This is a genomic window from Actinomadura scrupuli (assembly GCF_050971785.1).
Taxonomy (GTDB): domain Bacteria; phylum Actinomycetota; class Actinomycetes; order Streptosporangiales; family Streptosporangiaceae; genus Actinomadura_E; species Actinomadura_E scrupuli.
Window position 1 is genome coordinate 197,549 of sequence record NZ_JBPCCU010000004.1, and the last position, 13,767, is coordinate 211,315.

Below are 13,767 nucleotides of genomic sequence, written 5' to 3' on the forward strand. Positions count from 1 at the left end.
ACCGGGTCAGTTCGTTCAAGCAACGCAGTGGGCCGGGCCGCCCTCGGCGGGCCGGTCAGCCGAGGCTCACCAGGACGGCCGAGCCGCGCACCACGATCGCTCCGGGCTCGGGCGTCTGTGCGGAGACGGTGGCGGTGCCCCGCAGGATGACCAGCCTCAGCCCGTACTGCGCCGCGATGCTGCGGGCCTCCTCGGCGGTCACCCCGATGAGGTACGGCACGGCGACCCGGGTGCCGGTGGCGGTGCCCGCGACGTACAGCGTGACGTGGCCGCCGGCGGGCACCGTGGCGCCGGCCGGCGGGTAGGTCCGCACGACCTGGCCGGGCGCCAGCGCCGACGGCACCCGGATCACGGCCGCGACGGAGAGCCGCCGCCCGGCCAGCCGGGCGGTCGCGGTCATGGAGTCCACGCCGACGAGCTCGGGGACGGTCGCGCCGCCCGCCGGCAGGCCGCTCCCGGGGGTGGCGCCGGGGGACCCGGCCGTGCCCGCGGCGGCCGGCACCGCGATGGTCTCGGCGGGCGGGGGGTGATCCGCCCGGCCGGCCTTCCCGCCCACCCCTGACAGCAGGGACAGACCGAGGACGGCGGTGACCACCAGGGTGCCGCCGGCGCCGAGGAGGAGCATGGCGCGGGTGGACATCTCCTGGTCGGGGTGCTCGGGCATTTCCATGCCCCTTCCTGCCGGGGGCCGGGCGTGAGCCCGCGAGGGGACTCGTGCAATGGGACGCGCCGGGAACACCGGTTGTTCGCGGCGGCGGGCGTATTCGTGCCCGCGGTGGCCGGGTCAGGCCGCGAAGTAGGCCAGGGCCGCCGCGAGGGCCGCGAGGTTCAGCAGCGACAGCCCGGTCAGGATGGCCCAGCGGCCGCTCTGGTAGCCGCGCGGCACCAGCGAGGCGTCCCGGCCGGTGGGCCGCCAGGGGTCGCGCAGCGGCGCCGTCCCAGGCACCTCGGCCTCGTGCCGGCCCTGGTAGCGCCCCCATGACGGCGGCGTCGCCGCGGGCGCGTCCGGCCGCCCGTTGAGCGACAGCCCGGTCACCCAGCCGAGCAGGTCGTACACCTCCGCGGGCGGGGTGTCCAGGCCGGAGGGGAAGTACCGGACCTGCGCCGCCAGCTGGTCGAGGGTCCGCGTGGTGTTGCCCAGCCCCAGCCGCTCCAGCCAGGCCCGCACGGCGCGGTCCGGGTCGGCGGCGGGGCGGCCGGGCACCGCGGGGGGCGCATGCCCGGTGATCCCGTGCCCGATCCCGGTCCGGGCCAGCAGGTCGGTCTTGGTGACCACCACCGCGACCCGCTTCTGCCGGCCCCGGTCCGGCCGGGACCGCAGCTCGTTGAGCACCCGCTGCAGGGTGTCGGAGGGGTCCTCCTCCGAGGAGTGGGCGGAGTGGACGATCTCCGCCTCGGTGAGCGTCCGGCGGACCTCGGGAAGCGCGAAGGGGTCGACCACGAACAGCAGGGCCTCGCCGTGGTCGAGGTAGCGCAGCGACTCCACCTGGGAGGCCCCGGCGAAGTGCTCGCCGGCCGGATCGAAGAGGTAGAGGATCCGGTGCCCGGCGCCCGGCAGCTCGACGTCGACCATCGTGGCCAGCGGCAGCTCCGGCCCGGTCTTGGCCAGCTGCCCGCCCCGGCGGAACTCCTCCACCGCCCCCGCGTAGGCCTGCTGGTGGCGCTGCTCGACGAACGCGACCCGGCCTCCGATGCTCCTGCTGCGGGCGTGCAGCGCCTGGATGGCCAGGAACATGAAGGTGGTCTTGCCCGCCGCGGGGCCGCCGATGAACGGGAGCGGCTCCACCCGCACCCGGCCGATCCGCTCGGGCAGCCTGCGCTCGCAGTGCGGGCAGTACGCGGTCAGCCGGAACCGGCCCAGCGGGATCGTCGTGGGCAGCCGGGTACCGCACCGGCACACGTGCCGGAACGCGCCCGCGGGGCCGGGGGTCAGCCGGCGGTGCCGCCGGTCGCACGACGGGCACGCGTACACCGGCAGCGCGATCTTCTCGTAGCAGGACGGGTGCGGGCAGGTCTGCAGGACCCGGCCGTAGGCCATGAAGACCCGCTCGACGGCGCCCAGCGCCAGGACGCACATCAGCCAGCCGGCCAGCCCGACCGCGACGACGACCGCGTACATCGCCGTGAGCACGAGGGCCAGCGCGGCGACCGGGAGCGCGGCGAGCACGAGGCCGGCGCAGACCCCCAGCCACAGCGGAACGGCGAAGAACCCCCGCGGGCCGCCCTTCGCGGCCTGGACGGTGCGGTGCCGGACCAGCGCGACGACGTTGCCCGCCCGCGGCGCCACCGTACGCGCGATCACCCGCCAGTCCCGCCACACCTGGCCGAGCAGGTAGTGCCGGTAGGCGGTCTCCGGCTGCTCGACCACGGACGGGCCCTTGGCCTGCCGGGAGACCAGCACGCGGCAGGCCTGGAGGTAGTAGTCGCCCAGCACCGTCACCGTGGCGAGGACGAGCGTCACGGGCAGGACGACGAGCAGGCCCACGGCCAGGATGAGGATCCACCCGGCCACCAGCAGCACCATGATGGCGATCTGCACCGGTCAGCCCTCCGGTCCCGGGTCGCCGGAGCGCAGTTCGCGCAGCTCGGCGCGCAGCTCCGGGTCGTCCCGCAGGAAGGAGTCGAGCTGGAGGTAGCCGAGCCGCCGCCCGGCCTGCTCCCGGGCCCACGCGTCGAGGGCCGGCACCGCGACGCCCAGCCGGCGCACCCGGAGCGCGACCGACACCAGCTCGCCGCGCGCCTGCCGGTCCAGCCGGCCGTCCAGCCAGCCCGCCGCCAGCCGGTCGCGGACCGGCCCGGCGGCGGCCAGCAGGCGCGCCCGGAACGCGGGTTCCCGCGCGGCGAGCCGCCGCGCGCCGGCGGTGAAGATCTGGTCGATCAGCGGATCGGACGCCCGCGCCGACAGCGCGCCCAGCTCGGTGACGTACCGTGCGGCCCGCACCGGGTCACGGGCGCGTACCGCGTCCGCGTGCGCGAGAACGGCCGACGCGTCGGCCCGCGTCCGGGCGGCCGGGCCGGGGCCGGGCGGCAGGTCGCGGACCCGTTCGGCCAGCCGTACGGTCCGCGCCGACGTCAGCTCCTCCTCGCCGTCCGCGGCCAGGGCGGTGAACGCCCGGGAGAGCAGCTCGCACAGCACCGGATGGCGGATGAGCTCGGCGCCGCAGTGGTCGAGCAGCGCCGCGCACACCTCGACGGTGGGCGGCTCCCTCCTGGCCGCCGCACGGCCTGCGGCGGCCGCGGCGACCTCGGCCTGCGGCACCACGACCCCGGCCCGCCGCGCGAGCCCCATGATGTGCGCGACCGCGCCGAGCCCGGCGGCGCCGGCCAGGGCCGTGACGAACTCCGGCACCAGCGCCTCGCGGGTCCCGGCGGTGAGCTCGCCCGCGGGCCGCCGATCGGCCAGGCCGGGGTCGGCGAGGGCGAGCACGAGACAGCGCGCGGCGCCCCGCTCGGACGCCGCCGGCAGCCCGGCGGCGCGGGCCGCGTCCGCGTAGGCGGCGGCCAGCTCGAAACCGGCGCGGGGGAGCGCCGCGGCCAGCTCGTCCCAGGCCCAGCGGGGCAGTTCGTGGCCGTGCCGGGCCAGCAGCGCGGCGGCGGACCGCTGCTCCGCCGCGCCGACGCTCGGGTCGCCGCGGCACAGCGACAGCAGCGCCGCGGCCTCGTCGAGCAGCCGGTGCAGGGGACCCGTGCCGGGCCCGGCGAGGTCGCCGATGGCGTCGAGACCGTCCAGGTCGAGGGTGCGCCAGCACGCGGCGGCGGTCCGGGCGAACCGGCCGGGCCCGGGGCGGCCGGACGGGGCCGGCCGGTCGAGCCGGAGCACCGGGTCGTCGCCGGTCAGGGTCGCGGCGACGTCCGGGGTGGTGCCGACCAGCCGCTGCGGGGCGTTGCCGGGGTCGGCGCTGTAGGTGATGAAGGAGAGCCGGGCCGCCGCGGCCACCGGCAGCGAGTAGGCGATCACCGCGATCCACCGGGCGATCAGGTCGGCGTCGTCGGCGACCAGCACCAGCCGGCCGTGGCCGCGGCCCAGGATCGTGGTGACGTGGTCGAGCAGGCGGGCCAGCAGCTCGTAGGAGCCGGTGCCGGCCAGCCACCGTCCGATCGTCTCCGGGTCGACCGCCTCGCCCGGCGCGAGATCGTCCAGCACGGTCAGCTCGCCGGGGGCGTCGTCCCAGAGCGGGGCCTGCCAGAGCTCGATCGGGCGCAGGCCCTCGAGCTCCTCGGGCTCGGCGATGACCGCGTGCGCGAAGAAGTTGCCGTACCGGCCGGAGTAGTCCCGCCCCAGGTAGCGGCAGCGCACGAGCAGCGGGTGCCCGTCGACGCGGTCGTAGGCGAGCGCCACCGGGAACCCGGCGAGCTCGTCGGTGGTGGGCGACAGCGGGGCGGCCGGCGGCGGGCGGTAGACCATGTACGGCGCGACCGCCGCCTGCAGCCCCGGCGGCAGGTCCGCGGAACCGGCGACGAACTGGAAGCCGCCGCGCCCGGTCGGCCCGGACCGGGCGGAGGTGTAGTGCAGCTGCCAGGCCACGGCTATCCCCGGCCCCCGTCGAGCAGGCCGAACCGGTACAGCAGCCAGAGCAGCGGGTCCTCCACCCGGTGCGGCCGGACTCCGCCGGAACCGACCTCGCCGTCCCGCGGCACCCCGCCCAGCGCGGACACCCCGAACAGGGCGTAGTCGTGGTACTGCTGGTCCAGATAGCGCGAGAGCTGCCCGGCCTGCCAGCCGTCGAGCAGCGACTTGACCTGCTCGTGCACGGACTCACGGTCGTCGAGGTCGAGCCGGCCGGGCAGGCCCCGGGAGCGGTGCAGCGCCGACTGCCGCCGTACCGCCGGGCCGAGTGCGTCGATCTTGGTGAGCGCGACGGCGAGCGGGATCCGCAGCCGCTGCCCGGGCCGCAGGTCGTGCCGCTGGCGCAGCGACTCCGTCACCCGGGCGAGCACGTTGATCGGCTCACTGTCGGGGTCGGTGGACGGCAGGGCGCCGGGGTTCGGCGCGGACTCGGCGCCGGCCAGCTCCAGCGGGTCGACCAGGAAGATGATCGCGTCCGCGGCCTCGAGGTAGCGCAGGTGCAGATCACGGACGTCGCGGCTGCGCAGGTCCTCGCCCGCGGTGTCGAACAGCACCAGCGCCAGGCTCTGGTCGCGCGACCGCCAGCGGGATCCCCGGGTACGGGTGAGCAGGAACACCATCGGCTCGCGGGGCGCGGTGGCGGCGCTCGGGGTCGTCGGCAGCAGCCGCCGCAGGTCGTACAGCGGCCGGGCGAAGTCGTGCTTGTAGCGGTCGATGGTCCGGTCGTCGCAGGCCACCAGGGAGGCGTCGAGCTCGGTCCCGACCCGGTTCATCAGCTCGTGCAGCAGCACCGCGATGTAGGTGCTCTTGCCGGCGTTCTTGGCCCCGACCAGCGCGACGATGCGGCCCGAGCTGTCGCAGTACGCGGACGGGAGCGCGTTGTGGCACTCCGGGCAGACCCGGCGCCCGGTCGGCTTGCCGCAGTCCGGGCAGTCGGCCCGGCTCTTCCGGCCCGGCGCGGCGAAGACCGGCGGCAGCGACGCGTTGGCGGTCGATCCGGTGTAGCCGGCCAGCCGCTCGTCGAGCACCGCGGCGCAGCCGTCGCCACGGCCCCCGCGCCCCACGCAGCGGAACGCGATGCGCTGCCGGGGCACGGCGGCGAAGCAGTAGGGGCACGTCACCTGCTCCCCGCCGCGCGCGCCGGGGAGCGCCACCCTCCTGCGCAGCGGGACCGAGGTGCGCGTCTCGTCGCCCCGGTTCACGTGCGGATGGCTCCCGGTCCGGGCCCGGAGGCGAAGGTCTCGCTGCACGAACGCCACACTGGCGGCAAGGCACCCTCCTGATGGCTGTCGGTCACGACTGGAGACGCCGGACCGGGGGATCGATCAGGTCCAGCGACTCGTCGCCGGCGAAGCAGCGCAGCCAGTATGGCCCGCTCCGCTTGGGCTGCGGAACCGTGAGCCGCGTCATTCCGGTGATGTCCAGATCGGTCCAGGTCACGAGGGTCTCGCCGTCCTCGGGCCGCTGCGGCATCACCCGGCCCGCCCGCAGCACCAGCACCAGCCGCGACAGCCGTACCGGCCGCGGCGCCCTCAGCGCCACCGTCACCGTCCGGCTCCACGGCGGCCCGCCACGGTCGAGGTCGTACTCCACCACCGCGCGCCCGGCCACGGTCGTCGACGCGGGGCTGCCCGCGAGCGCACCGGCCCGCGCCGCCACCGACACCTCGACCGGCTCGTCCTCCGGCGCGGGCATCCGCACGCCGCCCTGGGCGTCGTACCCGGCCCGGGTCACCGTGACCCGCTGGGCCTCGCCGGTGCCGGCCCGGCAGGACACCTCCATCTCGGCGACGTCCGGCGGCCAGTCGAAGCCCACGTGGACCGTCCCGCCCCGGCGCTGCACGCTGAGCCCGCGCGGTGCGGGCAGGTTCATGTGCCGCCGGTGCGCCCCGATGACGGCGCTGGTCCCGGTGACGGTCACCACGAGCAGGACGCCGTTGCCCCGGGGCCGTACGACCACCCCGCGCGCGGCGGGGCTGGCGGCCAGCGGCCGGGCGGCGGAGCGGACGTCGGCGGCGGGCACCAGCGCACCGTACGGCCAGGGCGGCGGGCCGGGCAGCATCACCACCTCCGCCGTCCCGTGCCGGGGGGCGTCGAAGGCGATCAGCAACCGGCCGGGATCCAGCGGTTCGGGCTCGATGGTGAACGCGGCGACCGGATCCGGCGGGGCGGTCGGCGTCGCCGACACCCGCACGCCGGGGGTGGGCTCCTCCCGGCCGTGCTCGTCGAGGTAGACCGCGCGGATCAGGTAGTGGTAGGTCGTGCCGTTGTGCACGGAGGTGTCGACGCAGCCGAGCCGGTCGGCGGGGATCGAGGCCGGTGGCGGTCCGGGACGGCCGTCGGAGCGCGTCACCAGCACCCGTGCCGCCTCCCGCGGGCAGGTCCAGCGCCCCCGCACCGCGCCGTCGCCCGCGGTCAGCTCGACACCCGAGGGCTCCGGCCGTACCAGGACCGGCCCGGCCGCCACGGGGGCCGACACCGCCTCGCCCCGGCAGGCCAGCACCTGGTAGCGGAGCGGCACGTTGACCGGCGGTTCCTCGTCGTACACGGAGGTGTCCGTGGTCTCCGTGACGACCTGCTCGGTGACCGCGCCGTCGGCCCCTGCCAGCCGGACCACCCGGTAGGCGATGGTGCCCGCCGTCGACGGGGTGACCGGCCAGATGAGCCGGACCGTGTCGCCGGCGGGGACGGCCTCCAGGGACGGTACGGGCAGCGGGGTGAGCCGCCGCTGGTGCTCCTCGGCCCCGGGCAGGTCGGGGACCAGGTGCAGGGCGTCGGCGAGCAGCCGCCACGCCGCCTCGGAGTCCCGCTCGCCCAGCGCCTCGTCGCGCAGCCGCACGGCGGTGGCCACGCGCTGCCGCGCCTCGGCCGCGAGCACCGCGGCGTCCCCGTCGGGATCGATCTCTGCGGTGGCCGCCAGCTCGGCGGCGGCGTAGACCTCGCCGGCGTCGAGGAGCTCCCGCAGCCGGCCGCCGGGGCCGCCCGCCGGACCGCCCTCCCGGCACACCGCGAAGACCAGCCGGCGCGCCTCGGCGATGGCGATGCCGAGGTTCTCCACCGCGAAGGCCATCAGCGCCCGCGCGGAGGCGCGCTGGCGGTGCCGTTCGCGCAGGCGCTCCACCATGTCGTAGCGGATCAGCTCGTCGAGGTCGGAGCCGCGCAGGGCGATGAGCACCGTGTCGGCGTTGGTGGAGCTGGTGTCGCGCGGCCGGCGGGCCCACTCGGCGGCCACCCGGGAGACCGTGGCGGAGTCCACCCGCACGCCCGGGGCGTGGAAGCCGCCGAGCACCCGGATCGGCCCGGCCGGGCGGCCGCCGAACAGGAACTCGGCCAGGTGCCGGTGGCCCAGCACGTCCAGGGATTCGCGGGCCTTCGGATAGCCGGCGTACGGCGGCGTGACCGGCAGCACGTCGGGCTCCCGCACGTCGACGCCCTCGGCCGCGGCCAGGCCGGCCAGGTCGGTGCCGCCGACGCCGCTGGACCGGGCGATGCCCTCCAGCTCGGCCGGGGTCAGCATCCCGGTGGCGCCCGCCGCGTCCAGCAGCCGGGAGCGGGCGTCCGCGCGGCGCCGCGCGGTGCGCTCGTCGCCGCCGCGCAGCCGGGCCGTCAGCGGGCCCAGGTCGCCCTTCTCGGCGGCGGCGAACACCGGGGCCAGCTCACGGTGCTCGGCCTCCAGCCGGTCGATCAGCTTGCGGTACTTCAGCTGCCCGCGGGCCCGCCGCCAGCACTGGCGGACCTGCTTGACCCGGGCCGCGACCTCGGCCGGGTCGAGCCGGTCGGGCAGCCGGTAGCGCACCCGCAGGTCCTCGGGCGGCTGGTCCCCGGCGTCACGCGCCGGCTCCAGCACCTGCCGCTTGTAGTCCTCGTCCCAGCTCATGGCCGTCTAGAGGGAGCGAGGAGCACACGGAGGGAGGCCGAGGAACGCAGCGAGGGGCGCGGCGGTGCCTGGACTGAGGAGCGCGCGCAGCGAGGGACGAGCGAGCACGTGACGAGGGAAGGCGCCGCCTTCAAGGCGCCCCGAGCCGCCGAGCGGAGCGAGGCAGAGGAACACAGCGAGGGGCGCGGCGGTGCCTGGACTGAGGAGCGCGCGCAGCGAGGGACGAGCGAGCACGTGACGAGGGAAGGCGCCGCCTTCAAGGCGCCCCGAGCCGCCGAGCGGAGCGAGGCAGATGAACACAGCGCGCATGTTATGTCACCTGTACGCGGGACAGCGTGGCCCGGGAGCGTTCGACGTCCTCCTCGGACATGCCTCCGACGTCGACCTGGAGTTCGAGGCGTTCGCCCGTCTCCTTCTCCAGTGCCGCGACGTGCAGCAGCCCGGACGAGTCGAGGGTGAAGGTCACCTGGATGGGCCAGCCCTGTTTCTTGCCGAGCGGGATCGAGATGACGCCGGTGGCGATCTCGTTGTTGTCGGTGAGCGAGGTGGAGGCGACACTGCCCGCCTGCTCCATCACCCGGACGTCGGCCGCGGTCTGGTTGTCGTGGATGGTGAAGAAGTCCTCGCTGCGGCTGGCCGGCAGCTCGTCGTTGGCCCGTACGAGGTGGGCGACCTCTTCGTTCTCGGTCTCCCGGTCGAGCACCACGATGCCGAAGGCACGCGAGGCCACGGTCTTGATCTGCCGGTTGGCGATCTGACGCTGCTGGTCCATGGACAGCCCGGCCCGGCTCGCCATCTCCTCGGCGCGCTCGGTGGCGCCCTGCAGGATGAGCCGGCGGAACGTCTCCTCGAAGGCGTACAGCGCCGCGCCCTTGGCCACCGCCAGGTCGGGGTCCTGCAGCCGGGGGCTGAGGCCGAGCTCGTTGGCCAGCCGGGCGGCCACCGCGGGCATCTTGGTGGAGCCGCCGACGAGCACCAGGTCGTCGTAGTCGCTGACGCCCTTCTCACCGGCGGTCGAGAGCGTACGCCCGGTGATCTCCACGGTGCGGTCGAGCAGATCCTTGGTGATCTCCTCGAGCTTCTCCCTGGTCACCTCGATCGCCGCGACCCGCCCGTCGTGCATCACGCGCACGGTCTGCTGGGTCCGGGTGGTCAGCGCCTTCTTGGTCTCCTCGGCGTCGCGGCGGAGCTGCTGCTCGGTCTGCTTGTCGTCGAGGGGGTCGCCGGCGTCGGGGTGTGCCTCCCGGAACTGCTCGGCGAGGTACTCCACCAGCCGCGCGTCCCAGTCGGCGCCGCCCAGCTCGTGGTCGCCGTCGGTGCAGACCACCTCGATGTGGCCGCCCTTGAGCGCGATGACCGTGGTGTCGAACGTGCCGCCGCCGAGGTCGTACACCAGGATGGTGCGGTCCCGCTCCGGGTTGAGCACCCCGTAGGTGATGGCGGCGGCGATCGGCTCGGAGATGATGTCGATGACGTTGAGCCCGGCGATCCGGCCGGCCTTGCGGGTGGCGTCCCGCTCGGCCGCGCCGAAGTAGGCGGGCACGGTGATGACGACGTCGCGGGCGTCCTCGCCGTTGGTGGTCCGCGCGTCGGTTGCCAGCTTGAGCAGGATGAACGCCGAGAGCTCCTCGGGGGTGTACTCGAAACCGTGGATCGGGCGGGTGACGTCGGTGCCCATGTCCCGTTTGATCAGGCTGACCACGTTGTCCGGCTCGAGCACCGCGGTGTCCTTGGCGGTGGCGCCGACGATGACGTTGTCGCCGGACTCGAAGTAGACCACCGAGGGAGTGGTGTCGGTGCCCTCCAGATTGCGCAGCACCGTCGGACGGCCGACCTCGTCGATGCAGGCGATGCACGAGTACGTCGTGCCCAGGTCGATCCCGTAGACAGCCATCTCTCCCACCACCTATTCGGGGTTGTTCTGCAGCTTGCCGATCCTTACCTCTGACCGGCGCATGACCTGTTCGCCCTTTTCGAAGCCGTCGGTGAGAACGGACATGACGGTGCCGTCCAGCCCGGGGTCGGTGACCGGCTCGCTGCCGACCGGCCGGTGCCGGGCCGGGTCGAAGGGGTCGCCCGGCTTGACGGTGAAGCGTTCGACGCCCGTACGGGCCAGCGCTTCGGCGATCTCGTCGGTGACCGCCGACAGCAGCGCGGCGGCGTGGGCGGGGTCGGGGGGCTCGGCGGAGGCCCAGCGCACGGCCTCGCGCTTGACCATGTCGTGCAGGCGGTAGAGCGCGTTGCGCACCGGCTCGTGCAGGGCCTGCAGCTCGCCGCGGCGCAGCAGCTGGTTGTCCTCGTGCAGCCGGTCGATGATCGCTTCACGGTGGGCGGCGCGCTCGTGTTCGCGTTCCACCACCGTGACGAGGCCGGAGAGAGCAGACTGGATCTCTGACAGGGTCGGAGCCGGCGGCTCGCTCGAGGGGCCGTCGGCGAAGTCGTCCTCGGCGGGCGGCACATCATCGTCAGAAGGGGGATCCTGTGCACTCGACACGTGGAGCAACCCTAACGGGCCGTTACCCGCGACGATAGGCGAATGCTTTATGTTCTTTGCTCATTCCTGACGGGCGCAACAGGAATGGTGGAGCGACCGAAAGGTACATATCCACTCGAAGGCCTCCGTGGAGAAGACGGCCGATCCGTGCTTTCGTGTCCGAATCGGGGGCCGGCGATGGTTCTCGGCGCTGATACGACGTGGTAACAGCCGGGAAACGTGCCTGTCGCAACCTGGGGACACGAGACGTTCACGGAGATTCGGGGGCGGGTCCCGCCGGGGCCCGCAGAGAAGAGGTGGACTGTGTTGCTGCGCATTCGGGTCCGGTTGCCGGACCGCCCGGGTTCGCTGGGCAAGGTGGCGCGCATCCTCGGCGCCGCGGGCGCCGACGTGGTCCAGATGGCGGTGCTGGAACGCGACGCCGGCCGGGCGCTGGACGACTTCACCGTGGCCTGGCCCTCGGGAGCGGGCATCGACCGGCTCTGTGACGGCCTGGCGTTCATCCCCGGGGTCGACATCGAGGGCGTGTGGCCGACGGTCGAGTCGCAGGGGGCCTTCCCCGACGCGGCGCTGGTCGGCCAGCTGGCGTCCAATCCCGACGGCGCGCTGGTCATCCTGGCCGACGCCGTGCCGAGCATCCTCAGCGCGGACTGGGCGGGGCTGCTGCGGGTGACGCCCGGCGAGGCCATCCTGGTGCACACCAGCCTCGGCGTCTTCGCCGACCTCGACCTGCCGGAGGTCCACCCGCTCCGCCCCCGGTCCTTCACCAGCCGGGACGGCACGCAGTACGCGGTCGCCCCGATCGGCGAGGCCGGGCTGGCCGTCCTGGTCGCCCGCACCGCCGCGCCGCAGTTCCACCGGACCGAGGTGTTCCGGCTCGCGCAGCTGGTCAGCGCCACCGAGGCGGTGCTGGGCACCCGGCTGACCCTGATGGCCGCCGCCGTCGACGCGGTCCCGGCCGTCTCCACCGACGTCCCGTGAGACCCCCGGGGCCGGACGCTTCGTAACGCGGCGGTAGCCGGAGGGAAACCAGAGCGCTCCTACGCGCGTCTATGGTGTGGGGGAATGGCCATCCGGTGCGGCGGCGCGGTCGCACCGGTGGCCATTTTCCATGCTCGGAGGCCTGTTCCCCGGCGCCCCGTGATCCTAGAGTCTCGTTCTAGGATGTCGCCGCGCCCGTTGGAGGTCCCCCATGGCCGAACTGCTGCTGCCGCACGCCGGCAAGCGCCCGGACGAGCCCGCCCTCACCGACGAGCGGGGGGCCACGTCGTGGGCCGAGCTCAACGGCCGGGTCAACCGGCTGATCGGGGCGCTGCGCGGGCTGGGCCTCGGGGTCGGGGACGCGATCGCCATCCACTCCGGCAACCGCCGGGAGTACTTCGAGCTGATGTCCGCCGCCACCCACACCGGCCTGCGGTACGTGCTGGTCAACTGGCACTGGACGGCGGACGAGCTGCGCTATGTGCTCGACGACTCCGGCGCGGCGGTGCTGTTCTCCGAGGACCGCTTCGCTGAGGCGGCCGCCGGGGCCGCCGGCGGCGCAGACCTCAAGGCGGTGATCGCCATCGGCGGCGAGATCCCCGGCTTCACGCCCTATGAGGACTTCCTCGCCGCGGGCGACGCGGCGGAGCCGGAGGACCAGTCGCTCGGGGTGCCGATGATCTATACCTCCGGCACGACCGGGCGGCCCAAGGGGGTGAGCCGCAGCATGCTCACCCCCGGCGCCCCGGTGGTGAGCATGCAGCTGGTCGGCGACGTGTTCGCGCAGCTCCTCGGCATCCCCGAGGGCGGCCGGTCGCTGCTGGTCGGGCCGGTCTACCACTCCGCGCAGTGGCTCTGGTCGTACGGCTTCCTCAACGTGGGCCGGTCGGTCGTCATGCGGCAGGCCTGGGACCCCGCCGCGACGCTCGCCCTCATCGACGAGTACGCGATCACCAATGTGCACCTGGTGCCCACCCAGTTCGTCCGGCTGCTGCGGCTGCCGGAGGAGACCCGGGCCGCGTTCGACGGGTCGAGCCTGGTGGCCGTGTGGCACGGGGCCGCCCCCTGCTCGCCGCAGATCAAGCAGCAGATGATCGACTGGCTGGGCCCGATCGTGCACGAGTACTACGGATCGACCGAGGCGTCGGTCAACACCATCGTGTCGGCCGAGGAGTGGCTGCGTAAGCCGGGCACGGTCGGGCGGCCGCTGCCCATGACCGAGGTCCGCGTGCTGCTCGCCGACGGCACGCCGGCCGGGCCGGGGGAGCGCGGCCAGCTCTGGTTCCGCTACACCAGCGGCGACGACGTCAAGTACTGGGGCGACGAGGAGAAGACCAGGTCCATCCACCGGCAGGGCGGGCTGTTCACCACCGGCGACATCGGCTACTTCGACGAGGACGGCTACCTCTTCCTCGCCGACCGGGCCATCGACATGATCATCAGCGGTGGGGTGAACATCTACCCCGCCGAGATCGAGGGCGTGCTGATCATGCATCCGGCGGTACGGGACGTCGCGGTGTTCGGAATTCCCGACGAGGAGTTCGGCGAGCAGGTCAAGGCGGCGGTGGAGCTCGGCGACGGTTTCGAGCCGTCCGCCGAGCTGGCGGCGGAGCTGCTGACATACCTGCGGGCGTCGCTGGCCGGCTACAAGGTGCCCCGCACCGTCGACTTCGTCGACGCCATGCCCCGGACCCCCACCGGCAAGCTCTACAAGCGCCTGCTGCGCGACCCCTACTGGGCCGACCGGCAGGCGTCCATCTGATCCGGCCCTGGGTCCGGCCCTGGATCCGGCCCTGATCCGATCCTGATCCGGCCCTGAGCCGATCCTGATCCGGCCCTGATCCGGGAC

9 protein-coding genes are annotated in these 13,767 nt (G+C 74.5%); 2 read left to right on the forward strand and 7 right to left on the reverse strand.

What is annotated here, in order from left to right:
- Nucleotides 1-55: 55 nt before the first annotated feature.
- The 7 genes from ACRYCC_RS20160 to ACRYCC_RS20190 form a co-directional block, all read right to left on the reverse strand.
- Entirely contained in the window at nt 56-670 is a 615-nt protein-coding gene (locus tag ACRYCC_RS20160) for a PASTA domain-containing protein (RefSeq protein ID WP_433814242.1), read from the reverse strand.
- A 114-nt stretch (nt 671-784) separates the two neighbouring features.
- Nucleotides 785-2,539: a TRAFAC clade GTPase domain-containing protein gene (locus ACRYCC_RS20165; protein ID WP_433814244.1), complete on the reverse strand. Its 1,755-nt coding sequence runs from the start codon at nt 2,537-2,539 to the stop codon at nt 785-787.
- A gap of 3 nt (nt 2,540-2,542) precedes the next feature.
- Nucleotides 2,543-4,525, reverse strand: a complete 1,983-nt coding sequence (locus ACRYCC_RS20170; protein ID WP_433814246.1) for a GAP1-N2 domain-containing protein — start codon at nt 4,523-4,525, stop codon at nt 2,543-2,545.
- A gap of 2 nt (nt 4,526-4,527) precedes the next feature.
- Nucleotides 4,528-5,817, reverse strand: a complete 1,290-nt coding sequence (locus tag ACRYCC_RS20175; RefSeq protein ID WP_433814248.1) for a TRAFAC clade GTPase domain-containing protein — start codon at nt 5,815-5,817, stop codon at nt 4,528-4,530.
- Between the two features lie 43 nt (nt 5,818-5,860).
- Nucleotides 5,861-8,443 carry a SaeA-related protein gene (locus tag ACRYCC_RS20180; RefSeq protein ID WP_433814250.1) on the reverse strand — a complete coding sequence of 861 codons (2,583 nt, stop codon included), beginning with the start codon at nt 8,441-8,443 and terminating at the stop codon, nt 5,861-5,863.
- A gap of 310 nt (nt 8,444-8,753) precedes the next feature.
- Nucleotides 8,754-10,337, reverse strand: a complete 1,584-nt coding sequence (locus ACRYCC_RS20185) for an Hsp70 family protein (RefSeq protein ID WP_433814252.1) — start codon at nt 10,335-10,337, stop codon at nt 8,754-8,756.
- Nucleotides 10,338-10,349: 12 nt separating this feature from the next.
- Nucleotides 10,350-10,937, reverse strand: a complete 588-nt coding sequence (locus tag ACRYCC_RS20190) for a nucleotide exchange factor GrpE (protein ID WP_433814254.1) — start codon at nt 10,935-10,937, stop codon at nt 10,350-10,352.
- A 303-nt stretch (nt 10,938-11,240) separates the two neighbouring features.
- On the opposite strand from ACRYCC_RS20190, the gene ACRYCC_RS20195 reads away from it, so the two are divergent.
- Together ACRYCC_RS20195 and ACRYCC_RS20200 are read left to right on the forward strand one after the other, a co-directional pair.
- Nucleotides 11,241-11,918 carry an ACT domain-containing protein gene (locus ACRYCC_RS20195; RefSeq protein WP_433814256.1) on the forward strand — a complete coding sequence of 226 codons (678 nt, stop codon included), beginning with the start codon at nt 11,241-11,243 and terminating at the stop codon, nt 11,916-11,918.
- 211 nt (nt 11,919-12,129) lie between these two features.
- Entirely contained in the window at nt 12,130-13,680 is a 1,551-nt protein-coding gene (locus tag ACRYCC_RS20200; protein WP_433814258.1) for an AMP-binding protein, read from the forward strand.
- The last annotated feature ends 87 nt before the right edge of the window (nt 13,681-13,767 follow it).